General features: G+C 46.2%; 28 protein-coding genes. 21 read left to right on the plus strand and 7 right to left on the minus strand.

The window, feature by feature from the left end:
* Window positions 1-7 precede the first annotated feature (7 nt).
* The 10 genes from ACT89M_RS08640 (at window position 8) to ACT89M_RS08685 (ending at window position 5,736) form a co-directional block, all read left to right on the plus strand.
* Window positions 8-1,000 (plus strand): SDR family oxidoreductase, encoded by a 993-nt coding sequence (locus ACT89M_RS08640; protein WP_154886955.1) that lies wholly within the window; start codon window positions 8-10, stop codon window positions 998-1,000.
* Window positions 1,001-1,076: 76 nt separating this feature from the next.
* Window positions 1,077-1,229, plus strand: a complete 153-nt coding sequence (locus tag ACT89M_RS08645) for a hypothetical protein (RefSeq protein ID WP_167375768.1) — start codon at window positions 1,077-1,079, stop codon at window positions 1,227-1,229.
* A 132-nt stretch (window positions 1,230-1,361) separates the two neighbouring features.
* Window positions 1,362-1,886, plus strand: coding sequence for an N-acetyltransferase family protein (locus ACT89M_RS08650; RefSeq protein WP_487345209.1), 525 nt, complete (start codon window positions 1,362-1,364; stop codon window positions 1,884-1,886).
* Between the two features lie 24 nt (window positions 1,887-1,910).
* Window positions 1,911-2,789, plus strand: coding sequence for a serine/threonine-protein kinase (locus ACT89M_RS08655; RefSeq protein WP_154886951.1), 879 nt, complete (start codon window positions 1,911-1,913; stop codon window positions 2,787-2,789).
* A 70-nt stretch (window positions 2,790-2,859) separates the two neighbouring features.
* A complete protein-coding gene (locus tag ACT89M_RS08660; RefSeq protein ID WP_090922141.1) occupies window positions 2,860-3,228 on the plus strand; it encodes a hypothetical protein in 369 nt (122 codons plus the stop codon).
* A 13-nt stretch (window positions 3,229-3,241) separates the two neighbouring features.
* Window positions 3,242-3,397, plus strand: a complete 156-nt coding sequence (locus ACT89M_RS08665) for a hypothetical protein (protein ID WP_186811663.1) — start codon at window positions 3,242-3,244, stop codon at window positions 3,395-3,397.
* Window positions 3,394-3,846 carry a hypothetical protein gene (locus ACT89M_RS08670; protein ID WP_154886949.1) on the plus strand — a complete coding sequence of 151 codons (453 nt, stop codon included), beginning with the start codon at window positions 3,394-3,396 and terminating at the stop codon, window positions 3,844-3,846. The genes ACT89M_RS08665 and ACT89M_RS08670 overlap by 4 nt, the downstream gene beginning before the upstream one ends.
* 12 nt (window positions 3,847-3,858) lie before the next feature.
* The gene (locus ACT89M_RS08675) at window positions 3,859-4,257 is read left to right on the plus strand and encodes a hypothetical protein (protein WP_154886947.1); all 399 of its coding nucleotides are present in this window, start codon (window positions 3,859-3,861) and stop codon (window positions 4,255-4,257) included.
* Between the two features lie 81 nt (window positions 4,258-4,338).
* Complete coding sequence (gene murI / locus ACT89M_RS08680) at window positions 4,339-5,136, plus strand: glutamate racemase (RefSeq protein ID WP_154886945.1); 798 nt, start codon at window positions 4,339-4,341, stop codon at window positions 5,134-5,136.
* 24 nt (window positions 5,137-5,160) lie between these two features.
* Complete coding sequence (locus ACT89M_RS08685) at window positions 5,161-5,736, plus strand: histidine phosphatase family protein (RefSeq protein ID WP_154886943.1); 576 nt, start codon at window positions 5,161-5,163, stop codon at window positions 5,734-5,736.
* A gap of 75 nt (window positions 5,737-5,811) precedes the next feature.
* Here the strand turns inward: ACT89M_RS08685 and ACT89M_RS08690 are convergent, their stop codons facing one another.
* The gene (locus tag ACT89M_RS08690) at window positions 5,812-6,174 is read right to left on the minus strand and encodes a DUF423 domain-containing protein (RefSeq protein WP_090922151.1); all 363 of its coding nucleotides are present in this window, start codon (window positions 6,172-6,174) and stop codon (window positions 5,812-5,814) included.
* Between the two features lie 25 nt (window positions 6,175-6,199).
* Window positions 6,200-7,129 (minus strand): type I pantothenate kinase, encoded by a 930-nt coding sequence (coaA, locus tag ACT89M_RS08695; RefSeq protein ID WP_090922153.1) that lies wholly within the window; start codon window positions 7,127-7,129, stop codon window positions 6,200-6,202.
* Window positions 7,130-7,357: 228 nt separating this feature from the next.
* Here coaA and ACT89M_RS08700 point away from each other — a divergent pair, with 228 nt between their 5' ends.
* The 7 genes from ACT89M_RS08700 to odhB all read left to right on the plus strand — a co-directional run bounded on the left by ACT89M_RS08700 (window position 7,358) and on the right by odhB (window position 15,315).
* Window positions 7,358-8,146 (plus strand): DUF3891 family protein, encoded by a 789-nt coding sequence (locus ACT89M_RS08700; RefSeq protein ID WP_154982985.1) that lies wholly within the window; start codon window positions 7,358-7,360, stop codon window positions 8,144-8,146.
* Between the two features lie 179 nt (window positions 8,147-8,325).
* Complete coding sequence (locus tag ACT89M_RS08705; RefSeq protein ID WP_308722143.1) at window positions 8,326-8,808, plus strand: 8-oxo-dGTP diphosphatase; 483 nt, start codon at window positions 8,326-8,328, stop codon at window positions 8,806-8,808.
* A 174-nt stretch (window positions 8,809-8,982) separates the two neighbouring features.
* Window positions 8,983-9,417 (plus strand): GNAT family N-acetyltransferase, encoded by a 435-nt coding sequence (locus ACT89M_RS08710; protein WP_308722142.1) that lies wholly within the window; start codon window positions 8,983-8,985, stop codon window positions 9,415-9,417.
* 152 nt (window positions 9,418-9,569) lie between these two features.
* Window positions 9,570-10,055: a GNAT family N-acetyltransferase gene (locus ACT89M_RS08715; RefSeq protein ID WP_090922159.1), complete on the plus strand. Its 486-nt coding sequence runs from the start codon at window positions 9,570-9,572 to the stop codon at window positions 10,053-10,055.
* Between the two features lie 52 nt (window positions 10,056-10,107).
* Entirely contained in the window at window positions 10,108-10,551 is a 444-nt protein-coding gene (locus ACT89M_RS08720) for an NUDIX domain-containing protein (protein ID WP_154958277.1), read from the plus strand.
* 610 nt (window positions 10,552-11,161) lie between these two features.
* Window positions 11,162-14,035, plus strand: coding sequence for a 2-oxoglutarate dehydrogenase E1 component (locus ACT89M_RS08725; protein ID WP_308722141.1), 2,874 nt, complete (start codon window positions 11,162-11,164; stop codon window positions 14,033-14,035).
* A 5-nt stretch (window positions 14,036-14,040) separates the two neighbouring features.
* Window positions 14,041-15,315 carry a 2-oxoglutarate dehydrogenase complex dihydrolipoyllysine-residue succinyltransferase gene (gene odhB / locus ACT89M_RS08730; protein ID WP_253495913.1) on the plus strand — a complete coding sequence of 425 codons (1,275 nt, stop codon included), beginning with the start codon at window positions 14,041-14,043 and terminating at the stop codon, window positions 15,313-15,315.
* A gap of 156 nt (window positions 15,316-15,471) precedes the next feature.
* On the opposite strand, the gene ACT89M_RS08735 is transcribed toward odhB, so the two are convergent.
* The 4 genes from ACT89M_RS08735 to mnmL all read right to left on the minus strand — a co-directional run bounded on the left by ACT89M_RS08735 (window position 15,472) and on the right by mnmL (window position 19,259).
* The gene (locus ACT89M_RS08735; RefSeq protein ID WP_154886933.1) at window positions 15,472-16,491 is read right to left on the minus strand and encodes an alpha/beta fold hydrolase; all 1,020 of its coding nucleotides are present in this window, start codon (window positions 16,489-16,491) and stop codon (window positions 15,472-15,474) included.
* 41 nt (window positions 16,492-16,532) lie between these two features.
* A complete protein-coding gene (locus ACT89M_RS08740) occupies window positions 16,533-17,513 on the minus strand; it encodes a type I phosphomannose isomerase catalytic subunit (protein WP_154886931.1) in 981 nt (326 codons plus the stop codon).
* 207 nt (window positions 17,514-17,720) lie between these two features.
* Complete coding sequence (mnmM, locus tag ACT89M_RS08745; RefSeq protein ID WP_308722140.1) at window positions 17,721-18,305, minus strand: tRNA 5-(aminomethyl)-2-thiouridylate-methyltransferase MnmM; 585 nt, start codon at window positions 18,303-18,305, stop codon at window positions 17,721-17,723.
* Entirely contained in the window at window positions 18,306-19,259 is a 954-nt protein-coding gene (mnmL, locus tag ACT89M_RS08750; RefSeq protein WP_308722139.1) for a tRNA modification radical SAM protein MnmL/YtqA, read from the minus strand.
* Window positions 19,260-19,573: 314 nt separating this feature from the next.
* Here mnmL and ACT89M_RS08755 point away from each other — a divergent pair, with 314 nt between their 5' ends.
* A complete protein-coding gene (locus tag ACT89M_RS08755; protein WP_090922175.1) occupies window positions 19,574-19,774 on the plus strand; it encodes a hypothetical protein in 201 nt (66 codons plus the stop codon).
* Window positions 19,775-19,925: 151 nt separating this feature from the next.
* Window positions 19,926-20,681: a tRNA (guanosine(46)-N7)-methyltransferase TrmB gene (gene trmB, locus ACT89M_RS08760; RefSeq protein WP_154886924.1), complete on the plus strand. Its 756-nt coding sequence runs from the start codon at window positions 19,926-19,928 to the stop codon at window positions 20,679-20,681.
* Window positions 20,682-20,748: 67 nt separating this feature from the next.
* On the opposite strand, the gene ACT89M_RS08765 is transcribed toward trmB, so the two are convergent.
* Window positions 20,749-23,013: an AraC family transcriptional regulator gene (locus ACT89M_RS08765; protein WP_154886921.1), complete on the minus strand. Its 2,265-nt coding sequence runs from the start codon at window positions 23,011-23,013 to the stop codon at window positions 20,749-20,751.
* 385 nt (window positions 23,014-23,398) lie between these two features.
* Here ACT89M_RS08765 and ACT89M_RS08770 point away from each other — a divergent pair, with 385 nt between their 5' ends.
* Together ACT89M_RS08770 and ACT89M_RS08775 are read left to right on the plus strand one after the other, a co-directional pair.
* On the plus strand, window positions 23,399-24,304 hold the full coding sequence (locus tag ACT89M_RS08770; RefSeq protein ID WP_090922181.1) for an ABC transporter permease: 906 nt from the start codon (window positions 23,399-23,401) through the stop codon (window positions 24,302-24,304).
* A gap of 36 nt (window positions 24,305-24,340) precedes the next feature.
* Window positions 24,341-25,276 (plus strand): carbohydrate ABC transporter permease, encoded by a 936-nt coding sequence (locus ACT89M_RS08775; protein WP_244159348.1) that lies wholly within the window; start codon window positions 24,341-24,343, stop codon window positions 25,274-25,276.
* Window positions 25,277-25,331 lie beyond the last annotated feature (55 nt).

Genomic DNA, 25,331 nt, shown 5'->3' on the forward strand with positions numbered 1-25,331 from the left:
AACGATCATGAAAGTAGGTGATAATGTGACCGCGTGGGCTTATAAAATAGGAGAGGATTCGCCAAAACCTGTGGATGGCAAGGTTACATCAGGACCGGAAAAAACAACGGAATTACTTCAATCAGCTCATGCAAATGTAACCAGATCAGGCCAGCCGGGGCAACAACCTCCTCCTGTAGCTCTCATTACAGGTACCTCCAGCGGATTTGGGATGCTGACTGCCATCACTCTTGCCAAGCAAGGGTATCGTGTTATGGCTACAATGCGTGATCTAAGTCGCAAGGGAGAACTTGCGAATCGTGCCGAGGAAGCAGGAGTGACCGAGCGGATTCATTATGTACAGCTTGATGTGACAGATTCGGAATCTGTGCATACCGCTGTGGATACGGTGCTTCAGCGATATGGACAAATCGATGTGCTGGTGAATAATGCGGGTTTTGCTGTAGGCGGATTTATTGAGGAAGTGTCGATGGAGGACTGGCGACGCCAGATGGAAACGAACCTGTTCGGGCTTATCGCGGTGACGCGAGCGGTTCTGCCTGTCATGCGTCAACAGAAACGCGGGCTGATTGTTAATCTTTCGAGTGTAAGCGGCCTATCCGGTTTTCCGGGATATGCCCCATACGCTGCCTCAAAATTTGCTGTGGAAGGATTCACAGAAAGTCTGCGCCATGAGATGTCTTCATTTGGAATGCGGGTCGTATTGGTGGAGCCAGGAGCCTATCGCACGCCCATCTGGAACAAAGGTCTCGGTGAGATTCACCGGAGTGAGGACTCAGCTTATAAACATAAGCTGGATGCGGTTCTGCGTTATTCGAAACATGCCAGTGAGACTGCTCCTGATCCGCAAGAGGTCGCTGATCTGATCGGACGTATTGCGCGCATGCGTGCACCAAAATTGCGCTATGCACTGGGCAAAGGTTCACGGGTTCTTATTATTGCAAAGGCGTTGTTGCCGTGGAAATGGCTGGAGTGGCTGATTGCCCGTGGTCTGCAATAGTGGGGAATAAGTGATTATACGACCATACATGAAGCAGAATCATCATCTTTTCCAAGTGGAAATGGAGGTCTGATCAATGTTTGAAGTGATTGTCATTGCGTTGCTCATGATCATTACAGGACTACTCCTGCATATCAACAGCAAACTCCCGGCCCGTGACCGGGTTCAGGAAGCGATGGGACGTGACCGTGATCGGCGCGACAGCCAGAACCAGAGCCGAGATCGGTAGGCGAAGCAGAAAGGATAAACTGAATAATGGTGTTCCAGAGTAAGAAAGTGATTGTATTATGATTGACCTGATATTTCTTGACATGTAAGGAGTGGATGAGGGATGAGTTCAGATGCTTTCAAAGAAAGGTATATGCTACGTAATATTCAACGGGACGAATCGGATCTGTACTGGCCTCTGCGGCTTGAAGCGCTACGGACGCATCCCGAAGCCTTTGGCGCTTCATACGAGTTGTCCAGCCAGTTATCCATCAGTGAGGTGAAAGAGCGAATACATAATGAGCCTGATGATTACATTCTTGGTGCATTCACACCTGATGGCATGCTTGCGGGCATGATGGGTTTCAAAAGAGAATATGGTCTAAAGCTCAGGCACAAAGGATTCATCTGGGGTGTCTATGTATCACCAGCTCATCGGGGGAATGGACTGGCTTCCCAGCTGTTATCCGAGGTTCTGGAACGGGGTAAACATCTGGAGACTATGAAGCAGGTTAATCTAAGTGTAGTGACTACAAATAGTTCAGCAAAACGGTTGTATGAGCGGCATGGATTTGAAACCTACGGCATCGAACGCAATGCGCTAGAAGTGGGCGGCCAAGGGTATGATGAAGCGCACATGACGTATTTTTACAACAGAAGTGTAGATAAAAACATCTAATTTATAGGCAAGAGGAGGAATTCTATGACCGATCGGGTTGTTCATGAAATAGATGGTGTATCATTTATGTTAAAAGAAAAACATGCCTTCGATTGGCTGACTCCGCTGGGTACTGTCTTCTGTGTATTTGATCAGCAGGACTCCGGCAATATTTCATTCGGTTTGGTGCAGGAGGATGGTCAAAAGCAATTTGTGAAGTATGCGGGGGCACGTACTGTTCAGGCCAATGATATGGCAGACCCGGAGGAAGCAATACGTCATTTGCAGTCTTCCGTCTTGATCTATGAAGATCTGGCACACGATAGTCTGATTCGGTTAATAGACCATTTTGCGACTGACAACGGTTACGCTTGTGTGTTCGATTGGGTGGAGGGAGAGTGTCTGCATTCGCACTGGTCTTTCCCGCCTCCAGCCAAGTACGAAGATCCACGCTCACCTTATGTTCAGTTCAGACAACTTCCGGTACAGAGGCGAATTCAAGCCATGGAGCGCATTCTGGACTTTCATATTGAAGCGGAGCGCAAAGGGTATGTGGCTGTAGACTTCTACGATGGCAGTTTGATTTATGATTTTGCAGCGGAAGAGATTCACATCTGTGATATTGATCTATATCGTGCAGGTGCATTCACGAATACGATGGGACGGATGTGGGGTTCATCCCGCTTTATGTCTCCGGAGGAATTTGAACTTGGTGCGTCAATAGATGCTGTCACGAATGTGTTTAACATGGGCGCTATGGCCTTTGCACTGCTTGGGGGAGAACTTGATCGCTCCCAGAAACGCTGGGATGCCGGAGAAGCACTATATGAAGTTGCCCTTCGTGCGGTAAATCCGGATCGGTTCCAGCGATTCACTTCTGTGGCGGATTTGGGCTTGGCTTGGAAAGAGGTTATGTACAAGTGAAGTAAAAGTAGATTCGTAACCATGTATAAAAACCCGTATAATGGAAAATGACAAGGAGGCTTGATGGAAGATGTGCCGATATGCCATGTCTGGACCGTATAAAGAAATATATGCATGCTTTAACTGCCGTAAGTCTTATAAACAAGTATCGCCGTATGATCTAAGTAAGGAAACCGCAGCGCGACTTGAACATAAATGTCCACAATGTGCGGAGGTTATGGTGAATATGGGGCATGATTTTCAAGCACCCAAGCAAACGGATATCAAACAGTGGACCAAAGTCATGACGTTATATCAGAATGGTGTTACTTATCATAACTGTGGATGCGGAGCCGGATATCGTCCAACTGAACTGCGAGAAGTTCCCGAATTTTTGGAGCAGCAGGCTGCTGGCCGGAGAAGTGAAGGAGAAAAGTTACTTCATCGTTGGATGGAATAGGAGAGCAAATCGTATGATTCGTACTTTCATACAAAAAGACCTAGAATATGTCATTGAAGCGCATATCCGTATTTATCGGGACGAGTATAATTATGATGACAGCTTTGCGGCATGTATTACCTTTGCAGTGAAGCAAGGACAGAATTTGCGCCAGGAGATAGAGCGATGAAAACAGAACCTGTCTATGCCGAAAATACCATTGTTGGCGTTTGGTTTCAGGGCGTGTGGCGCTGGTACGTCACCGAACGGGAGTATTGGTTTTTAAATATAGAGATGGAAGAACGGTTTGGTATCGATGTATTGAATGAGGAGACGGCGGCTGTGTTCTTACAAGCCATTCAGGAGGAGCAGGTAAGCGCGGCTGAACTGAGGAGTGCGCTTCATCATTTTCGTGAAGCCCATCTTGTCGGTGATGAATGGCTGAAGTATGTGCCGTCCTTTCTTGTCGATTTCGATAAGCGGCTATTCTTCTCGATGTTCCCGGAGCCTGCCTCCTTTGAGCATTACATGCCGGATGGCTGGATCGGGAGTTACAAGGAGTTTTTGGAGAGGGTACCAGAGAAGGAACGATACTGGATGGTACAAGGAAATTCTCTATTCGAAGAAAACCTTCTATAGTGGGGGGCTGTAATGAAACATAGATGGCTTATGACGAGCTTATTCTCCTTATGCACAGCGCTAGCCTTATCTGCATGTACTGTTACAGCGGATAACCTTTCCGCAGAAGAAACGATTAAACAAAGTTTGAATACGATGGTCAACGAGCCTGTTCTGGCTGCCAGCAGTAACCCGAATGATTATATTGCAGGCCATCGGGACGTATATGAAGCTATTCTACAAACGGGATCAGAAGGTCTGAATTTCTTGTTAAATCAACTTGGTTCCAGCCCGGATAATGGTTTGAAAGAGTGGATCATGGCTCGGGCCAGTGCTGAATTATTGGGAGAAGATAATCCAGTGCAAGACTGGAACAGTGGTAAAGACTGGTTGAGGCAATATAACATGATCGCAGCAGATCAATCCGACTAAGATAACCTTCACCTCCAGTCAGCATGAGCAGTACATTTACGGTCCGCAGAACCGAAAGAATACGTTATAGAGGTGACATCTTTGACGAAAAAGATTGCTTTTTTTGATTCAGGCATCGGTGGATTAACGGTACTGCATACCGCTTTGCAGCAGTTTCCGGAAGAATCCTATTTATATTATGCAGATACATTACATGTCCCTTATGGAACCAAGCCGGCGGACGAGGTTCGTCGTTATATTTTTGCTTGCGTGGAGGCGATTGTACGGGAACAAGTAGATGCAATCGTGATTGCGTGTAATACGGCAACCAGCTTAGCGGTGAATGATCTGCGTTCCATGTATGACATTCCTATTATCGGTATGGAACCGGCGGTCAAACCGGCCGTCGAGATGAATAGGGACAACGGCAAGCGCGTGCTAGTGTTTGCTACGGCTTTGACACTGAGTCAAACGAAGTATAACGAATTGGTCTCTCGTGTGGATGATGAGCATCGGGTCGATTCCCTTGCGCTGCCTGAATTGGTGGAGTGGTGTGAGCAGCTGGAGTTTGATCCGGTCAAAATAACAGCATACTTCCGCTCCAAGCTAGCAGGCCTGGACCTGGAACAATACGGTACCGTGGTGATGGGCTGTACGCATTACCCGTTCTATACAGCTATTCTGCGCAAGGTGTTACCAGATCATATTCGGATTGTTGATGGTAGCGTGGGTACGGTAAGTCATTTGAGTCAAAGACTTGAACTTGGTGCACAGCAGCAAGCTGGAAACACGGGGCGGGTGCAGGCAGGGAATGTGTCCTTTTTCAGTTCATCGGGTCGAACGGAAGATCATAATAAGATGCGTGCAGCACTTCAATATCTAAGCGACAACGTACTGTAGACTAGACTATGGGAGGTGTCAGTAATGGAGTCGATTTACCTGATACGTCACGCAAAAGCCGAAGGACAGGAGCCATACGCAAGTCTGACGGATGAGGGATGCAGTCAGGCTGAAAAATTGGCAGATGTATTGTCTGGTCATGGAATCTCTTATATCGTATCCAGTCCATGGAAAAGAGCGGTACAGACTGTAATGCCTTTGGGTGCAGCGATAGAGCAGCACATTCATACCGATGAGCGCTTGCAGGAAAGAGTGCTGAGTACAAGGGATCTGCCAGACTGGATGGATGTGCTTAAACGTACATATGAGGATGAAGATTGGGCAGCAGAGGGCGGAGAATCTTCCAGAGTCGCAGCTGCCAGAGCTTTGGCGCTGCTGAAGGAATGTTGGCGCAGACCGGAGCGTCATGGAGCTGTTGTTACGCATGGCAACCTGTTGTCCCTAATCATTCGTTATTATGATCCATCCTTTGGTTATGCGGAGTGGGCCAAGCTTTCGAATCCTGATGTATATGTTCTAAAACGGGAGCAGGAGTCTACGAGTGAAGAGGAATATGAGGAGGGGAAACAACCTGCCATTTCCAGACTGTGGCTGGATTGAACAAAAAAGAGCATCCCGGCATCGCATGTTCATTCAGCCAGGACACTCCATATATTTGTTACGCGTTTGTTTTTCTTAAAGAGCTGCGAACAGCAATGTTATCCAGCCGGCAAGGAAGGCTACACCACCTATGGGTGTGACGGCTCCCCACTTGCGAACACCTGTAACACTCAATGTATAGAGACTTCCTGAGAACAGGATGATTCCGGCAAACAAGAGCCATCCCGAGGTCACAACAAGGGATGTAGAGGTTAATCTGTCTGCGAACAGTCCAAGCAGGATGATGCCGAGTCCGTGAGCAATATGATACTGGACACCGGTCTCATAGATTTTGATCATGTCAGCGGATAACTTGCGTTTGAGCGCATGTGCCCCGAAGGCACCGAGTGCAACGGCCAGAAACATCATAATGCTGCCGAGAACCACGAGGGTTTGCATGTTATTTTCACTCCTTTTAATCAGGTTACAACTTGCGCAATTGAATCTGCTGAATGGAGTGATCGGCTTCTTTTTTCAGAATTAACCGTGCACGTCCTTTGGTTGGTAAAATGTTTTCATGCAGATTTTTCGCGTTAATGTCCTGCCAGATCTGATTGGCTGTCTCAATGGTTTCCTCTTCGTTAATATTGGCGAACCGCTGATGGAAGAAGGAATCCTTGTTCTGAAAAGCGGTTTGACGGAGCAACTTGAAACGTTCGACGTACCAGTGACGAATGTGTTCTTCCTCTGCATCAATGTAGATGGAGAAGTCAAAGAAATCACTTACAAGTAATGGAGTCTCCCGCTTCACTTGTAATACGTTGATGCCTTCAATAATCAGAATATCCGGCTGGCAGATCGTTTTCTCTTCCCCCTGGATTACGTCGTAGGCCAGATGTGAATAAACCGGTGCTTGTACCTCAGGCTTGCCTGATTTTACATCGCCCATAAACTTAATGAGTGATTTAATATCATAACTTTCAGGAAAACCTTTACGGTTCATGATGCCTTTTTCTTGCAACACCGCATTGGGATATAAAAAGCCGTCCGTGGTGACCAGATCAACCTTGGGTTTGTTTTTGCCTCTGGCAAGTAACGCCTGAAGCAAGCGGGCTGCTGTGCTTTTTCCCACGGCAACACTGCCCCCGATCCCGATAATATAGGGGGTGTGAAGCGTTTCTTTTTTCATAAAAGAGGCCGTTAGGCGATCAAGCTCTCTTGATGCTCTTGCATATAGGTCAATGAAGTGGGTTAGGGGCAAATAAACATCCTCAACTTCCTGAATGGATACTTCTTCGTTCAAGCCCTTTAATTGTTCCAGTTCAGCTTCCGTCAGCGGAAGAGTGACCTGATGTTCTTTGAGTCCGGCCCATTCTTTGCGGTTAAACTCGATGTAAGGTGAGTATAAATTCATGAGATCCCGCTTTCTGTATGTAATGTAATCGAAGACACAATCATTAGTGTACCAAATTTCAGCGAACTGACAACACCTTTACATGCTCTGCTTAATCCGAAATGTTATAAATACCGGGATAAGGTAGCTTAACTGTAGGATGAAAGGCAGCTTATAAGAAAGTGTAACCCAAATTATGTTAAAGTCAACGTAAATGTAAACGTAAACCATGCGGAAGGGTGACAGCAAATGATCGTATATGAGAGAGAGCATGATTTTGTTTTGACCGCACAGCATGAGCATGGAATTGTCGCTGGAGATATGGCTGCACATTGGAAAAAGAAGTGGCTTCCCCACGGCTCGCATCGGGATGACCTGATTCTCGCGGCGAAGGAGCATGACCGGGGCTGGATTGACTTGGATGCCGCTCCTTTATGGAACGATTATAGTCAAATTCCGTACTCCTTTCGTGATTTCCCGCTGAGACCGCGTTTTGTGTTTTACCGCAAGGGAATCGAAGAAGTAAGGCAGCAGAATCCTTATGCGGGTTTACTATGTAGCCTGATGTATACAGAGTTGTTTCAAAAAACGCTGGGGGCAAATTCTGAGGATGATGATGACATCAGGCAGTATTTGCAAGAAGAGCAGCTACAGCAGGAGAGTTGGAAGAAAGAACTGGGCGTTAATGCTTCAGAACTGGAAGAGCGGCTGAAAAACGATGTAGAGATCATGCTGTTCTGTGACCAGCTCAGTCTCTTTTTATGTATGGAAGAGCCAGGCACACCTACGGCGCGTTATGATTTTTTTGCAGAAGGGCTCGGCTGTGGTTTTGACACCTGTCCAAGTTCCAATGTCCAAGTCGAGTGGGTGTCAGGTGAAAAGGTGGCTTTATCTTTTTTCCCATTTGATGAGGAGTTCGAAGTGACGATGTCTTATAAAGTGATACCCAAGGCCAGCATCCGCAAGTTTGGGATGTTACAGGCATATCGCCGGGCGGACTGGAAGAAACGCCAGATATGGATTACAACTGTATCCTAAGTTAAGCTTAAGCGTACCTCTAATTTAACGAAAACCACAAATATACGTGATCAAAAGGCGGGCATCTGATATTACGGGCGTCCGTCTTTGATATGGAACAAAGTCTAGCAGGAATAAACGTATGATTTCCAGAAATGTTTAGTAACAACGTAAGAAAAGCGCATCTTGGGAGGCTGAACATGAATTATCAGGTTGAGATTTATACGATGAGCATGGTGTGGAACCCGGTTAGCGATCAGGTTTTGCTGATGAACCGGCCGAGTTATAAAGGGTTTCCGGGGTACATTGCTCCTGGCGGTAAAGTGGAGTTCCCCGAAAGTATCGTGGACGGGGCCATCCGTGAAGTTCGTGAAGAGACAGGACTTTGGGCCAAGCAAATTACATATAAAGGGCTGGATGAGTTCTGTGATCCTGAGCAAGGGTTAAGATATATGGTGTTTAATTATCTGGTGACTTCATATGAAGGCGAACTTCTTACCGACCCGCCGGAGGGGGAGTTAGTATGGGTACCCTTGAAACAGGCATTGGAATTGCCGATGCAAGACAGGTTTGCAGAGCGGTTCCCGCGATTTTTTAACTCAGGTACATTTGAACGAAGTGTAGTTTGGGAGAAGTCGAGCGGACGAACCTTGCAAGAGACGTTCAAGACATATAGTGATTAGACTGTGACCATGTTTCTGACTTACTTCGAAAATGTCTGGGATAAGGTGAAAGAAGAGGTCTATCGTGCAGAGGAGCCTGACTGAATAGCAACGATCACATCATATCCATATCTATATATTTAGTTCCAGATATTATGATATAATGGAATTTACTTTGTTTTGGAGGTGCAAGCGATGGGAATCGTATTTCGAGATAAGCTGGATGGAATTGGTAGTGAGCAATTAACTGGCGGGTTCTTTGACGGTTGGCCGAACCCGCCATCACCTTCAACATTTCTGAAATTGCTAGAGCAGTCGTATGCGATTGAACTTGCGATCGATGAGCAAACCGGGAATGTCGTCGGTTTTATTCAAGCGATCTCGGATGGAGTACTTAGTGCATATGTTCCTTTGCTGGAAGTACTGCCGGAGTATAAAGGTCAAGGGATCGGAAGTGAACTCACACAGCGCATGCTTCAGCGTCTACAGGGGCTATATATGATCGATCTCTTGTGTGATCCAGATGTCCAGACGTTTTATGAAAAACAAGGAATGCAGAGATCGACGGGGATGTCCATTCGCCATTACTCCAATCAAGCAGGACACATAGACAACAAACAGAACGACTAACATAGATTTCGAGACAGCAGAAACATCAGGAATAACAGGATCATGAGGAGACTGGGAGCTTCAGAATGAGTAATTTGTAGATTTGCCATACATAGGCTTCTGCAAACGGCATGGAAAAGAATAATATGGATGTGAAAAGGTGGGGGATTGGCATGAACTTGTCGTTCCGAATATTGGACTGGGATGAAGAAAAACCGTATGAACTTTTATTGATGGCAGATCCTTCAAAAACGATTGTAGACGAATATCTCAGCAGAGGTGTTTGTTTTATAGCAGAGTATGAAGGAGAGATGGTAGGAGAGTTTGTATTACTTAAGACTCGTCCGGAGACAGCAGAGATTGTGAACATCGCGGTACAGGAGGAACTGCAAGGACAGGGTGTTGGCAAACACATGATTAAGGAAGCGATGGAGGCGGCAAGAAGGCTAGGTTGTCGTATATTGGAGATCGGAACGGGCAATTCAAGCTTTCATCAATTGAAGCTGTACCAGCGCTGTGGATTTCGGATAACCGGCGTGGACCGGGACTTTTTTGTGAGACATTATGAGGAAGAGATAATCGAGGACGGCATCCGCTGTGTAGATATGATTCGCCTGTCCGTTGACCTGAATGACATCACAGACGAGGAGAAGAAGTAGAGCAGAAGTGAAGAAACTGAAATTTCGAAGTAAGGGAAGGTAGGGCGCAAATGTGAACACGCATACGCATGTTGGTGTATATGGACTGGCTGTGTGGGAACAATTCTATCTGCTGATCCAGAAGGCTCGTGGGCCATACTACGGAAAATGGGATTTGCCCGGTGGAAGAATGGAATTCGGGGAGTCACCGGAAACTGCATTGAAACGAGAGTTTGAAGAGGAAACAGGGATTATTCCTTTGCAATGGTCCATTCGTTCTTCACAATCCGTTGTTGTGAATTGGGAGTACCGGGGTGAACCCGAGGAAGTACACCATATCGGTATTTTATACGATGTTATCATCGGACAGAACGACAATCCGATGGAACAGATCAAAAGAAATCCTGATGGTGAAGACTCGCTGGGAGCAGCGTGGTTTACATTAGAGCAAGTGAAAGATCTGCAATTAACGCCCTTTGCACAATATATGATGAATCTTTCCCAGAAGGAAAGATAGGACCATCAGTCAGGAAGCCGCCGGGATTTGCATTCGAGCGGCTTTATTCTATGTTGTATATTGTCAGGATTCATTCTGAAAAATCCAATTTCTTGTTGAATGACATTTGAATTGGTTAATGTTTAAATGGACGGTTTGTTTTTGGACAGAATGGACCACAATTCTTATTAAGGAGGTATATACGGACATCAGATCTGGATTTGGCCGAATCCAGCGTTTCTGGCTTGCCTTGAATTGCACCAATTATTCGATTCATCTAATTTATGCATCAATTGAGCTAAAAATAGGAAATGCTCCTGAGCGTAAAAGTTTATAGAATAGAGATTAGAACACGAACTTCTTTGGAAACGGGGAAGAACGTATAACCTTCGAACGGATCAGGACATTATTCGACATCTGTGCGACGGTAGAACTAATCATTGTATTACTTTGGTTTTGAAAACGCAGACAAACCTTTGACGGGAGCGTCGGAACAACGTTATTACCACGAACAGCACGATGATTGGACTTCATGAAAAATTTCGCTTAAAATGTTGAACGAACGCGAATTACAGCTTATTCAATGATTTCCGTCAAACCCTATGACAAAATCAAGACGGAGGGAACGTCGATGACGATCGAGAAAGGCAACATGAAACCCTGGGAGAGTTACTATGGTCCCAATATGGGATACGTACAAGAACAGTATGAATTATTCACCCAAGATCCGGGTGCAGTGACACCGGCCTATCGTGAATTGTTCGAGCAGTGGGGAGCACCGCCGATGTCCGGCAAGGGTGCAGAGACTCTTTCGAATAACGGGAATGGTCAAGCTGCTTCTGGAAATGTAGATATTCAACTATTGCAGAAAGCGGTTACAGCAGGCAAACTTGTATGGAACATCCGTACGTATGGCCATCTGGCTGCAGATATTGATCCACTTGGAATCAGTGAAGCAACAGATACGTCTTTGCTGGAGCCTAAGCATTTTCAATTAAATGAGGAAGATTTGAAAGCACTGCCTGCGTCCCTGATCTGGGAAGGTGCAGACGGTCAGACAACGACTGGCTGGGATGCAATTCAACGTCTTCGTCAAATCTATACAGGTCCGATCGCTTACGAATTCAGCCATGTGCATGAAGTACAAGAACGCGAGTGGTTGAACCGTCGTGCGGAATCCCGCACATCCCCGGCCCCGCTTACGCAACAAGAACGTACAGCGTTGTTGGAACGTTTGGTTGAAGCTGAGCAATTTGAAGATTTCCTGCACAAAACGTTTGTTGGACAGAAACGTTTCTCCATTGAAGGGAACGATGTACTTGTTCCTATGCTGGATGAAGCAGTCCGCCTTATGGCAGAAGCAGGCTCCAGTCATATTTTGATGGGGATGGCTCACCGCGGACGTCTGAACGTGCTCGCTCATGTCCTGGGCAAGCCGTACAGCAAAATTTTCTCTGAATTCCATCATGCCCCGAACAAAGACTTGGTTCCATCAGAAGGTTCAACCGGAATCAATTATGGTTGGACGGGGGATGTCAAATACCATATGGGCGCGAACCGTTTTGTAAAAGACGGGGAGACTGTACAGGCTCGCCTGACACTCGCCAACAACCCTAGCCATCTGGAATACGTCAATCCGGTTGTGCAAGGTTTTGCACGTGCAGCTCAAGATGATCGCCGTGAACCAGGTTATCCGAAGCAGGATGTAACCAAAGCAGCGACCATTCTGATGCACGGGGATGCGGCATTCCCGGGAGAAGGTATTGTGGCCGAAACGCTGAACTTCAAGGCATTGCCAGGATACCAGAATGGCGGAACGATTCACATCATTGTGAACAACCGTCTTGGGTTCACTACGGACAGCAGTGACTCACGTTCAACTTATTATGCGAGTGACCTTGCCAAAGGTTATGAGATTCCGATTGTGCATGTCAACGCAGATAACCCAGATGCTTGTATTGCGGCAATTCGCATGGCAGCGGAATATCGCAACCGTTTCAAGAAGGATTTCCTGATTGACCTTATCGGATATCGTCGTTATGGTCATAACGAAACAGATGATCCCGAAACGACGCAGCCGCTCGTGTATGACAAAGTGAAGAATCACCCAACAGTCAGTCATCTGTATCAGGATATGCTTAAGAAGGAATCGGTCATTGATGATGCATTCATCGCGAGTGTACGTGATGGCGTAGCAGATCGCTTAAAAGAAGCCTATGATCAGATGAAGAAAAATGAAGTGCATGAATACTATCAGCGCAACATCAGTGAGTCCGAGGCAGTCACAATTACGCCGACAGCGGTGCCTTTGGAGCAATTGCGCAGCATTAATGCCGATCTTCTGAAATGGCCAGAGACTTTTAATGTTTATCCAAAATTGCAACGGATTTTGCAACGCCGGAGTACGGCTCTTAATGAAGGGGAAAAAGTAGACTGGAGCCTTGCAGAAACGCTCGCATTTGCGACGATATTGGCAGATGGCAAGCCGATCCGAATCAGTGGTCAAGATGCCGAGCGTGCAACCTTCGCTCATCGTAACCTTGTGTTGCATGATGCTACGAATGGTGATAAATTCTGTCCGTTGCATCATCTGCCACAAGCAAAAGCATCGTTTGCGATCTATAATAGCCCATTGTCAGAAGAGTCTGTCGTTGGATTTGAATATGGATACAACGTGTACTCACCGGATACACTCGTAATCTGGGAAGCACAATTTGGTGATTTTGCAAACTGTGCACAGGTCATTTTCGACCAGTTCATATCAGCAGGGCGTGCAAAATGGTCTCAAAAATCGAGTCTGGTCATGTTGTTGCCACACGCTAACGAAGGACAAGGGCCAGAACATACGAGCGCACGTCTGGAACGTTTCCTGCAATTGTGTGCGGAAGACAATATGACTGTGGTTAATCTGTCGAGTGCTTCACAGTACTTCCACCTGTTGCGTCGTCAAGCTTCTTTAACCGAGACAGAAGATGCACGCCCACTTGTGATGATGTCACCCAAAAGCTTGATTCGTAATCCGCGTGTTGCATCACCAGCTGTGGAATTTAGTGAAGGTAAATTCGAACTTGTGCTGGAGCAACCAGGTCTGGGCACAAAACCGGATCGGGTAGAACGCATTATTTTGTGCAGCGGTAAAGTTGCTATTGATCTGGAAGATGCGATTGAAAAGGAGAAGGGCGATTATTCCTGGCTTCACATTATTCGTGTCGAGCAACTCTATCCGTTCCCAGCAGAAGAGATCAAACGTGTACTCGCACGTTTCAGCCAATTAAAAGAGCTGGTATGGGTGCAGGAAGAGAACAAAAACATGGGTGCATGGACATATATGGAGCCTCGTCTTCGCGAGATCGCGCCTGAAGGCACTACCGTGAGATATGAAGGCCGTCCGGAACATGCAAGTCCTTCCAGCGGTTACCAGCTTGTGCATAGCATGGAGCAACAATTGATTATTACAGCAGCGTTGAAACAAACGGCGAAGAATAATATTCCACTGGGGAGGTAACAGCTGTGAGTGAAATTAAAGTACCTGCAATGGGTGAGTCAATAACTGAGGGAACGGTATCCAGATGGATGGTCAAAGAAGGAGACGCCGTTAATCAGGGGGATGTTCTGCTTGAACTGGAGACCGATAAAGTCAACATCGAGATCAGTGCTGAGGAGAGCGGTGTGCTCGAGAAAATCATTCGTCAAGAAGGCGAGACGGTAGTTATCGGTGAAACGATCGGTACACTTTCGGCAGGAGCAGGGGGCGGAAACGCTCCGGCTGCTTCCGAACCGGCAGCGGCTGAATCCAAACCCGCTTCTGCACCAGCTCCGGAAGCTCCAGTAGCACCGGCTGCTGTTGCGGCACCACCAGAGTCATCCGATAGCAACAAAACAGCGTCTCCTTCTGCACGCAAGCTTGCTCGTGAGCGTGGGATTGAGTTGGATCAAGTACAGAGCAAAGATCCGATTGGCCGCGTGTATCAGGATGATGTGAAAAGCCATGGAAGTCAGCCGTCCACTCCAGTGGCACCACCAGCAGCTAAAGCTCCTGCTTCCGCACCTAGTGCTCCAGCAGCCAGCGGCGCAACTTTTGCCAAGCCTGTAGAGCGTCAGCGTATGTCCCGTCGCCGGGCAACCATTGCGAAGCGTTTGGTTGAAGCACAGCAGACCGCAGCGATGTTGACGACGTTCAATGAGGTTGACATGACAGCGATCATGGACGTTCGTAAACGTCGGAAGGACAAGTTCAAAGAGAAGCATGATATTAACCTGGGCTTCATGTCTTTCTTTACCAAAGCGGTTGTCGGTGCACTTAAAAAATTCCCAACGATTAACGCAGAGATTGATGGCGAAGACGTTGTGTTGAAAAAATTCTACGATATCGGTATTGCGGTATCTGCCAAAGAAGGTCTGGTTGTTCCGGTTGTACGTGATGCTGACCGTCTGGGCTTTGCCGAAATCGAAAGAAGCATTGCAGATCTGGCGTCCAAAGCGCGTTCGAATACGCTGGCATTGTCTGATCTGCAAGGCGGAACCTTTACGATTACGAATGGCGGAACCTTTGGCTCCCTATTGTCTACACCAATCTTGAATACTCCTCAGGTAGGTATTCTCGGGATGCACAAAATTCAGCTTCGTCCGGTAGCGATTGATGCTGAACGGATGGAAAACCGTCCAATGATGTACATCGCCTTGTCCTACGATCACCGGATTATTGATGGAAGCGAAGCCGTACGATTCCTGGTGACTGTCAAAGAATTGCTTGAAGATCCAGAATCATTGTTGATTGAAGGTTAATGACTTCTGAGATTAGCATTGGACTTTATTTCTCATCCTATGAATTCTGAGATACTTCACTAGAATAAAACCCCCTGAATGAGCACATTACATACTGTGCTCGTTCAGGGGGTTTTTGCTCACATTTGAATCGGAATAGAATCAGAAATAGATTTCTTACATCAAAGCTGTCTGATTCGATTGAATTTCAAAAGACGGAACGGTATCGGCATCTTGTTGACTACTATTTTGTGTATGTTGCTGCTCGATCGTCGGCATATGACGTTTTAACCAACTCAGGACATCATGAGCCACTTCGTTACGATTGGTCTCATGGAGCATCTCATGCCGTCCGCCTGGATAAAGATGATATTCTACATCTTGAAGTCCAAGCTTCTGATACTGAGAGTATAGGTTAAGCACACCTTTGCCCCGAAGTCCGACAGGATCTAGTTCACCAGAGAACAGAAGAACCGGCTTGTGTTTCGGGATACGTTCCATATGCTGAGGAAGATGGATTTCGAGTAACAGTTTAAAGAAATCTCGAAAAAAACCAGCGGTACATATCGCTCCACACATTGGGTCATCGATGAATCGCTGTACTTCCTGCCGGTCACGAGATAACCAGTCAAAGGGGGTTGTGGCTGGCCGGAAAGCGCGGTTAAATCCGCCAAATACAATGGCATTCAGTAACAGGCTTCGATGATTGTCACCTTGAATGCCGCACTGGAGTAGAGCCAGTTTTTCTCCAAACCGAAGCAAGCCTCGTTTGCCGTTTGTACCGGACAGCACAAACGCGTAGTATCTCTCATGTCCCGCATACATGAGGTGCTGTACCAAAAAAGAACCCATACTGTGCCCCATAAGGAACAGAGGGACATCTGGATGTTCTTTGGCAACTAGCTCGCCCAGATTGACCATATCTTTAGCCATCCAGCGAAATGCGTCCACACCTGCATCACCCAGTGCTTCGGTGCTCTCCACCGTTCTGCCATGACCCCGATGGTCATTAGCATACACAGCAAAGCCGTGTTTCGTAAGATAACCCGCAAATTCGGCATAACGCGCTGCGGTTTCGCCCATTCCATGCGCGATCTGTACAACGCCTTGAATGTGTTCGTCCAGATCGGGAAGCCAGCAGTATACATGAACACGGGTACCTTCATTGCCCATCAGCGTAAAGGTAGATTCCTGCATCTCGTGTAATTCCTCCTTCACAGGTTATCGTTGACTAAAACTTAAGGAAGATAGGATCGAAGAACGGTTGTATTGCCACTTAATGTATAGTTACCCAGATTAGCCGGCAAAAGATAACATTGACCTGCTTTCAATGTCAGCTGCTCGCCTTCCTCAGAACCACTCCATTCAAGCGCACCCTCACCTTCACATACAACAAGAATGGTAAAGCTGTCCGGTGTCGTAGATAAATCCCAACGTTCAGTCACCACGCCTTTCTCTACTACAAAGTAAGGACAAGAAGCAAGCTGGAGCCATTCACCAGGTACTGTATTGCTGGTTTTCATTGTTGTGGCTCCGGCGCCTTCATAGGCCGTGACATTTAAGGAATCTTCTACATGTAGTTCACGTGGCTTGCCGTCCAGTCCAGGTCGGTTGTAATCATAGATCCGGTACGTTGTATCTGAATTTTGTTGTATTTCTGCTACAACAACACCTGCGCAGAGAGCGTGCACCGTTCCTGCAGGGATAAAGAATGTATCTCCGGCTTCCACAGGTACTTGACGAAGAGTGTCCATAACGGTGCCATTCTCCAGGGCCTTTCTCAGCTCTTCTCGATCTACACCTTCATTAAGACCGTAAATAATATGGGCGCCGGGTTTGGCGTCGAGTACGTACCACATTTCGGTTTTACCCAGTTCACCTGGAGGAAGAGCCTTGTAATCATCTGTAGGATGAACCTGAACGGATAGGTCATCGTTACAATCAAGCAGTTTGATTAACAGAGGAAAGCGTCCGCCTTTTTCAGAAACGCCTTTGGTTCCCAGCCAGGATGTTCCGAGTTGTTCACGAACCTCATCAAGTCCTTTGCCAGCGAGTGGTCCATTTATTACCTTGGTCGTACCATTGGCGTGATCTGCAATCATCCAGCCTTCACCAATATGTCCTTCAGGGGGTGTTAGGCCAAATTGCTCGAGCGCTCGGCCTCCCCACACACGTTCTTTGAATTCGGGTTGGAATTGAAGCGGGTATGGCGTAGACATGGATATCTCTCCTCTAGTATATGAAATGGTGATTCGCTTTAACCAGTTCAGGCCCCTCTAACGATCGGCATATGCAGATGTAGATGAACATGTGCAGAATACAGTTGCACCATGTAGGTGGCAACTGCGATGTTGAGTGAACCAGCAAAGGCTTGTCCAGTCAATGTGTTCAGTGTATTTCATTTGGTGAACAAAGAGAATTATTTTTTATTTTTTTTCAATACCGATTAAATAAGGTGAAGTTTGACGTTGCAACTGGCGGTACATCACAACCTGAGCCTGTTCGACAGGTAAAGCGGTTGCCCATGTAGATACAGCATCAGCTTCCTGATCACCACCTTCGTGACCCGGATATAACACGACAGTAATTATACCGCGTGGACGCAATAACTTTATAGCAGCTTCAAGTGCTGTGATTGTGCTCGTTGTTTCTGTCATTATAGAAGCATCTGCCCCTTCAGCCGGTAAGTAACCCAGATTAAACATAATAGCTCCTACTTTACCAATCCAGGCGCCCGGTACGGCTTCGGCCATGCGTGCATGGCTTAATTCCATCATGGAAATAGAGCCGAGTTTGCTGCTTTCAGATTGCTTTCGAATCCTGGCCTGAGCCAGTGTTAGCGCTTCGTTTTGAATATCAAATCCGATGACCTGACCTCGCTGGCCTACCTGCTTTGCGAGAAACAAGGTATCAGCACCTGTGCCCACCGTGGCATCAATGGCGAAATCTCCTAGCTGGAGCCGAGAACCAATCCATTGATGTGCACAGCTGAGAACCGATAGAAAGCCCATTTATGCCTCCCTCCAATACTTACCCTGCCATGTATCGCGTTTACGCAGTTCTCGGTCGATGGAATTCAGAACTTCCCATTTGTTCAATGACCACATGGGGCCAATAAGCAGGTCGCGCGGGGCATCTCCTGTAAGACGATGTACAATCATTTCCGGTGGGAGCATCTCGAGGGTATCTACAATTAGCTTGATATACTCATCCTGTCCAAGGAAACGAAGCAGACCCGCTTCATATTGCTTAACCATCGGCGTTTTGCGCATGAGATGAAGCAGATGAATCTTAATGCCCTGCACGTCCATATTTGCCACCGCGCGACCGGTATCCAGCATCATTTCGTGGGTTTCTTGCGGCAAGCCATAGATAATGTGCGTGCAGACTCGAATATTGTGTTTACGTAGCTTTTCTACCGCTTCTTCATAACACGACGTATCATGTGCACGGTTGATCAAAGTCGAAGTGGAATCATGAATCGTCTGAAGTCCCATCTCTACCCATAAATAGGTTCGCTGATTAAGCTCTGCCAAATACTCCACAACGTCATCCGGTAAACAGTCCGGGCGAGTAGCAATGGATAAACCGACAACGCCGGGCTGTTGTAAAATCTCTTCAAAGTATTCACGCAGTTCTTCGACTGGTGCATAGGTGTTGGTGTACGCCTGAAAATAACCGATATAGTGAGCCGAAGGCCATTTCAGATGTTGCCTGTCGCGAATCGTATTGAATTGGCTGACGAGGTCTTCACGTCTGCTTCCTGCATAATCGCCTGAACCCCGTGCACTGCAGAAGGTACAGCCCCCTTTGGCAATGGAGCCATCCCGATTCGGGCAGGTGAACCCGGCATCCAGCATCACTTTAAATACTTTGTTGTTAAATTGATCTCGCATTTCATAATTCCAGGTATGGAACCGTTTATCCCCCCACATTAGTGGCGCTTGTGTAGCTGGTGCATTCATTTTCAAGGTACTCCTTTGAGGTCTATGGCTTAAAATGTAGCCCTTTTTTGGTTCATTTCTTATTCTGTAATATCATACCTGAGCAGGGTATGCAGATGCTGTGCGGTTTTCGTCATTTATTGTACCAAAAATCCGAAAAAAAGGGGAATGCAAACGAAAAAAAAGGCCGCCAAATCAAGGTTTTTTACTTGATATAGTTTACACCTTGTGTTATATTTAAATCAGCGTCAGACACCATCCAGTGAGTAGTTTTCATCGTGGCATTTGAATGAATGTTGACGTCATGGATCATACTATACCGTGAGGTGATATGAATGAATTCCCAAGTTAAAAATAACGAATTCCAGCATGTATCTGTTGAACTGACGGCAGAAGAGGCGCTGGCCCTGACAGGCGTTCGTTTTAATGGAAATCCGAAAGTGAAAGCGGCTGCAAGACAAAAAGTTCGCGATGCTTTCGAAAAGACATTTGATTTTTCACACCAAGATAAGGTAGACTATGAACTACTAAAGTAGTTGGACCCCAATTCCAAATAAATCGAGAAGGGAATCTTTGAGATTTGCCCAACGTGGCAGGTCCGGAGATTCCTTTTTCATTGCTCTTTACAATTTGCCGGTTCTTGGGCAAAATGAGTCTAAGACAAGTATGGACAAACGGAGGAATAACATGCGTTTACGTGGTAGAAAAGGCATTAGAGAAAATCTGGAGCAACAAGAGGATCTTGTTGTACTGGAGCCAAAGCAACACAAAGGCAAGTGGGCGGAGCTGTTCGGCAATGATCATCCGATCTTTGTCGAGTTTGGCATGGGTAAAGGTCAATTTATCAGCCAAATGAGTTATAAATATCCACAATATAATTTTATCGGTATCGATATGTATGATGAGCTCGTTCGTCGTGCCAGTGAGAAGGCGCGTAACGCCTGGAGTCAAGCTGAGGTAGAGACACCCCCGAACTTGAAGCTGGCGCTTGCGAACATCGAACAGATCGAAGAGGTGTTTGATCCGAAGGAACTGGAACGCATTTATTTGAATTTTAGTGATCCTTGGCCAAAAGCGAAACATGCACGCCGCCGGTTGACACACCCACGTTTCTTGAAAAAATACATTGAGTTGCTGAATCCCAAAGGACAGATTCATTTTAAAACGGATTCAGAAACGTTGTTTGAGTTCTCCCTGAACTCAATCGCTGATTTTGGCTTGCAGATGACGAATTTGTCTCTGAACCTGCACCGTGAGGGTTTGAATGAAGAGCATGTCATGACCGAGTATGAACAAAAATTCATGGGTAAAGGCATGAACATTCATCGGGTCGAAGTGATTGTAGGGGAAGAGGCTTTACGAGAGTACAATGAAATGCGTCTGGATAAGTACAAAGTGCGTGAAGCGACAGACGAGTCTGGTGAAGATCAGGACGAAGCATAAAAAGGGCGGTATCCAAGGGCAAATGCATTGCTCCAAGGTACCGCTCTTTTTCTTTTATAAACAAAGGTTACAGATGCTCAGAATGAAGTTCTTTACGGCGATAATCGTTAGGGGTTACGCCGTTCAATTTTTTAAACATCCGATAAAAATAAGAACTGTTGGTAAAACCGGTTCGCTCGGCGATATCCGCAACGGAATTTTCGGTCTGCACGAGCATATGTTGTGCTTTAGCAATGCGTGTCTCATTAATGACATCTGTAAGTCCTTTCAATGTGAGCTGTTTATATAACCTGCTGACATAGATTGGCGACATGCTTAATTCCTCTGCGATTGAGGTTAAGCACAGATTCGGGTCAGCATAATCCCGTTCAACAATATCGTTGATTCTCCGAATAAGTTCCTCATGCTTGAGTGTGCGTTTTTCCTCCACCTTGGAGCCGAGTTCGTCAAACATCCGATAAAAATGTTCATGCACCTCGCTGAGATCCTCAGCATTTTTCACCGGAAGCATCAAACTGCCTGAAACGGAATCCAGTGTAAGTTGATTGTTCTTCTTAAGGGTATTGCGAACATGATTAAGGGTCATCGTCAGATGGGACAGAGCGAGTTGAAAGACGGTGAACGGATAAGCGGCCGTCTCACTCACGATATCTGCATATATTAGCTTGGCTTCCTCAGTTTTGCCGGTCATTAAGCATTCCACAAGCTGTCTTTCTTTGCCTGCGGGAAAAGTATACTCTTTGCTCTGATACGCCATAATGCTTGCGGTATGAATCAAGCAACCTGGCCCCATGAACAGGCGATGCAGCGATGCTTCAGCGGAACGAGCGTAACCTTCAATACATTCCTCCAGTGAATTTTCCTCTGGACCCAGCGTACAGGAGATGGAGCATTTGAGATGGGTCATGACTGCAGCCTGCATCATACGTAGCAATTCCTCAATTTGATGCGAAGCCGAAGCCTCATTCTCTGACAAAGAATCATTTTTCGATTTTTCATTAAACAGAAGCGTAATCAGGTCACCGCCCATATCCACAGCTTCAACATAATAGTGAATATCTGCGGTTTCGGTGCAAATGTTCATCATTGCGTATTTGACTAACTTGGTATCATCCCGATAAGTCTCGCAAAATTCGGTATAATGGTCGATGCGCAAAAGCACCATTCTTGAGGGTTGATGTACATCTATGGGGGAACCGTAGAACCTCATCCGCTCTTCCAGCATATTGCAGGTTACGGTTTCCCGCCCTTGTAGCGCACCTCGTAAAAAATCCTGTCTGAGCAAGTGCAGACTACCCCGGCGTTCGGCTTCCATCACGCGCATGCGGACAAGTACGTTGTTAATCGGGTGATATAGCTTGCGCGATACAAGATAAGAGAGAATCAGACCCGCGGCCAGTAACCCCAGGCAGAATAACAGGGTGTGCGTGCGCATACCGCGAATATCGGCTGTAATCACGTCATAGGGGGTGATTCGCACATAACGCCATCCTAGACTGTCTGGGGCGGTGTAGGTGATAAGTGAGTTTTCCCCATCCACTTGCTCGGTAAAATAAGCAGAATGCTCCGTATCCTGCATAATTGGACGCATGAAGGTTTCGTTTGCGAGATGGTTAAGCAGTGGGCGATCACCAAAATCGGACAACAAGTCGCCTTGTTCATTCACGATGAAGGTTTTTCCAGGCTGGTCTGCCGCATTCATATTGGGGCTAAGCCAGTCATCCTTAATGTTGACGATAACGGCGTAATTGAGCTTGGCGTTGTCGTTAATGGTGTCGTAGCACAGGTAAGTGTAGCTGTTCACCTCACTGGCTTCGGTTGAGCCGACCTTATACGTTCTCGGAATAGGTACAAACGGTTTATAGTCATGGAAACGATCCAGAATATGTTTAATCCCCTGGTCATCGATCTCGGATATAGACTGCTGCCCATTGCGAACCCCGTCGGAACTGATAAAAAATTCACTGCTTTTAGAGTTATATACATAGATGGATTCAATAAAAGGAAGAGACATACGGTAATTATCGAGTTGCTCCATGGCCGAAGTGATCTGATAGATACTGGGCTTAGAGTAGAGCATTAAGGAAGAGATCGTGTAGTCCTGATAAATCTGGTAGGAGAGAGACTTGGCACTTTCAGTCATTTTGGCCACTTCACGGCTGGTCTGGGTGAGGCTATTCACATCGGTACGATAGACTTGACGGAGAGCAATTCGATTGTAGTTAACGTATAAAATGGCTGATGCCACAAGTAGCGTTGCGGCGGTGCTGATAATAATACCGATCAGAATCCGCGTGAACACTTTCTGGCTGTCCTCTGAACGTTTGCGCATTCTTTTTCCCCCTCGAACCTTCTGATATGAGTGAACTTATGTATTTTTCATAAGAAGTACTGAATTTCATATGTAGCAAAACAGAAGTACAAGGTAACTTGAATTATATAATATGTATGCGTTTACATCAATGGTGGACAAGCGTTTTGGTTCCTTTTCCCTAGATAAAGTTCAACTTTCGCGGGATTGTTCATTCGGCTGGAGTTATGCACGATATCAACTTTTGTGAACGTACATGCGTTCATTTCATAATTAGTACATTTTGTTCACTTCTTAATTCGCAGTATCGTTCACCAATGGGAGGAAGCTTCAGTATTCATTAACGAAGAAGTCAGTCTACAATGAATTCAGAGCTTCACCGTTACATTTTGGGAGGGATCGAGCCATGCTCAAAGAATTGAACAAAAACAAAATCATGTTTCTGATGCTGCTACCCACGCTGATCTTTTTTCTCATTAACTCGTATTTTCCGATGGTCGGTATTTACTACGCATTTACCAGTTATGATTTTGCAGGAGGATTATTCGGAAGCCCGTTTGTCGGGTTAGACAACTTTAAATTTCTCTGGCAATCGGGAATGCTGTTGAAACTTACGACCAATACCGTAGGGTATAACCTGGCTTTCATTATACTGGGGAACGGTCTGGCGATCTTTTGTGCGATCATGCTCAGTGAAATTCGGGGCAAGTTGTTCAAAAAAATAACCCAGTCCGTCATGTTCCTGCCGTACTTTATCTCTTTTGTTCTATTAAGTGTAATCGCTTACAACATGTTTAACTATGAATCTGGGTTTGTGAATACCGTGCTCAAACGTTTTGAGGCAGGGCCGGTGGATATCTACAACACACCATGGATATGGGTGTTTCTGATCATTATCTTTTACTTATGGAAAAACCTCGGGTACAGCATGGTCATCTATCTGGCCGCTATAACGGGAATAAGTGACGAGTATTATGAAGCGGCGCGCATTGACGGAGCGAACATCTTTCAGCGGATCTGGTACATCACAGTGCCAATGCTCAAACCAACGTTTGTCATTCTCCTGTTATTCTCGCTTGGCAGCATCATGAAAGGACAGTTTGACCTGTTCTATCAATTGATCGGGAATAACGGCGTGCTCTACAACGCTACAGATATCATTGATACGTATGTCTATCGTTCACTGAAAGTAACCTTTGATATCGGTATGGCAACAGCAGCTGGCTTGTACCAATCATTATTCGGGTTCATTCTCATCATGACGGTCAACTACATTATCCGCAAAATTAACGAAGATTACGCCTTGTTCTAGAATAAGCACGCCTATACGGCAGAAGGGAGAACAACTATGAGCACACAAACGCATACCCAAAGACGGATACGGACCCGGACCCGTGCCAAAGATTCGGAATTCAACTTGGCTTTTCAGCTAATTGCCTATGGTATCATCATTGTTTTGTCATTGATGTGTCTGCTGCCATTCCTGCTCATTTTGTCAGGTTCATTCAGCAGCAACGAATCGATCGTGCGGGATGGTTATCATCTTTTTCCAACACACTTCTCTCTGGAAGGTTACAAAATGGTATTCAAATTCCCCACACAAGTTCTCAAAGCGTATGGCGTTACGGTGTTCACAACGGTTGTGGGAACAACACTGGGTCTGTTTTTTATCACCATGGCGGGATTTGTACTCCAGCGTAAAGATTTCAAATACCGGAACACGTTCTCCTTTTTCATTTACTTCACAACGTTGTTTGGCGGAGGTCTTGTGCCCTGGTACATTATGCTGGCGAACTACTTCAATCTGACAGATACGTATACGGTACTCATTTTCCCAGGGTTAATGACACCATTTCTGATCATTCTGATGAAAAACTTTATTCGCTCCGCGGTGCCGGATGAACTGATCGAATCGGCGAAGATTGACGGTGCCAACGATTTCCGGATTTATTTCAGCATTGTGTTAAAACTGGCGATGCCGGGCATTGCAACCGTTGGACTGTTTCTTGCCCTGGGTTATTGGAATGACTGGTTTACATCTTCCTTGTTTATCAACAACCCGGATATGTACCAGCTCCAATTTTATTTGTACAACACGATGAATACGATTACCTTCATTGACCAGATGGCGATTGGTACGGGGGTAACGCTCAGTCAAGACGTTCCAACAGAGTCGACCAAGATGGCAATGGCGATCATCGTAACAGGCCCGATTTTGTTCCTGTATCCGTTTGTTCAACGTTATTTTGTCAAAGGACTCACCATTGGAGCTGTAAAAGGTTAGAACGTACACACGCTGGGGACGTCAGCCTACTGAGGATATGAATGGTCTGATGTAT

It is taken from the genome of Paenibacillus sp. NN59 (genome assembly GCF_057597225.1).

Excerpts from the sequence above, each read along its gene's own strand:
- ACT89M_RS08640 (WP_154886955.1), top strand. The coding sequence starts at position 8 with ATGAAAGTAGGTGATAATGTGACCGCGTGGGCTTATAAAATAGGAGAG.
- ACT89M_RS08645 (WP_167375768.1), top strand. The coding sequence starts at position 1,077 with ATGTTTGAAGTGATTGTCATTGCGTTGCTCATGATCATTACAGGACTA.
- ACT89M_RS08650 (WP_487345209.1), top strand. The coding sequence starts at position 1,362 with ATGCTACGTAATATTCAACGGGACGAATCGGATCTGTACTGGCCTCTG.
- ACT89M_RS08655 (WP_154886951.1), top strand. The coding sequence starts at position 1,911 with ATGACCGATCGGGTTGTTCATGAAATAGATGGTGTATCATTTATGTTA.
- ACT89M_RS08660 (WP_090922141.1), top strand. The coding sequence starts at position 2,860 with ATGTGCCGATATGCCATGTCTGGACCGTATAAAGAAATATATGCATGC.
- ACT89M_RS08665 (WP_186811663.1), top strand. The coding sequence starts at position 3,242 with ATGATTCGTACTTTCATACAAAAAGACCTAGAATATGTCATTGAAGCG.
- ACT89M_RS08670 (WP_154886949.1), top strand. The coding sequence starts at position 3,394 with ATGAAAACAGAACCTGTCTATGCCGAAAATACCATTGTTGGCGTTTGG.
- ACT89M_RS08675 (WP_154886947.1), top strand. The coding sequence starts at position 3,859 with ATGAAACATAGATGGCTTATGACGAGCTTATTCTCCTTATGCACAGCG.
- ACT89M_RS08685 (WP_154886943.1), top strand. The coding sequence starts at position 5,161 with ATGGAGTCGATTTACCTGATACGTCACGCAAAAGCCGAAGGACAGGAG.
- ACT89M_RS08690 (WP_090922151.1), bottom strand. The coding sequence starts at position 6,174 with ATGCAAACCCTCGTGGTTCTCGGCAGCATTATGATGTTTCTGGCCGTT.
- coaA (WP_090922153.1), bottom strand. The coding sequence starts at position 7,129 with ATGAATTTATACTCACCTTACATCGAGTTTAACCGCAAAGAATGGGCC.
- ACT89M_RS08700 (WP_154982985.1), top strand. The coding sequence starts at position 7,358 with ATGATCGTATATGAGAGAGAGCATGATTTTGTTTTGACCGCACAGCAT.
- ACT89M_RS08705 (WP_308722143.1), top strand. The coding sequence starts at position 8,326 with ATGAATTATCAGGTTGAGATTTATACGATGAGCATGGTGTGGAACCCG.
- ACT89M_RS08710 (WP_308722142.1), top strand. The coding sequence starts at position 8,983 with ATGGGAATCGTATTTCGAGATAAGCTGGATGGAATTGGTAGTGAGCAA.
- ACT89M_RS08715 (WP_090922159.1), top strand. The coding sequence starts at position 9,570 with ATGAACTTGTCGTTCCGAATATTGGACTGGGATGAAGAAAAACCGTAT.
- ACT89M_RS08725 (WP_308722141.1), top strand. The coding sequence starts at position 11,162 with ATGACGATCGAGAAAGGCAACATGAAACCCTGGGAGAGTTACTATGGT.
- ACT89M_RS08735 (WP_154886933.1), bottom strand. The coding sequence starts at position 16,491 with ATGCAGGAATCTACCTTTACGCTGATGGGCAATGAAGGTACCCGTGTT.
- ACT89M_RS08740 (WP_154886931.1), bottom strand. The coding sequence starts at position 17,513 with ATGTCTACGCCATACCCGCTTCAATTCCAACCCGAATTCAAAGAACGT.
- mnmM (WP_308722140.1), bottom strand. The coding sequence starts at position 18,305 with ATGGGCTTTCTATCGGTTCTCAGCTGTGCACATCAATGGATTGGTTCT.
- mnmL (WP_308722139.1), bottom strand. The coding sequence starts at position 19,259 with ATGAATGCACCAGCTACACAAGCGCCACTAATGTGGGGGGATAAACGG.
- ACT89M_RS08755 (WP_090922175.1), top strand. The coding sequence starts at position 19,574 with ATGAATTCCCAAGTTAAAAATAACGAATTCCAGCATGTATCTGTTGAA.
- trmB (WP_154886924.1), top strand. The coding sequence starts at position 19,926 with ATGCGTTTACGTGGTAGAAAAGGCATTAGAGAAAATCTGGAGCAACAA.
- ACT89M_RS08765 (WP_154886921.1), bottom strand. The coding sequence starts at position 23,013 with ATGCGCAAACGTTCAGAGGACAGCCAGAAAGTGTTCACGCGGATTCTG.
- ACT89M_RS08770 (WP_090922181.1), top strand. The coding sequence starts at position 23,399 with ATGCTCAAAGAATTGAACAAAAACAAAATCATGTTTCTGATGCTGCTA.
- ACT89M_RS08775 (WP_244159348.1), top strand. The coding sequence starts at position 24,341 with ATGAGCACACAAACGCATACCCAAAGACGGATACGGACCCGGACCCGT.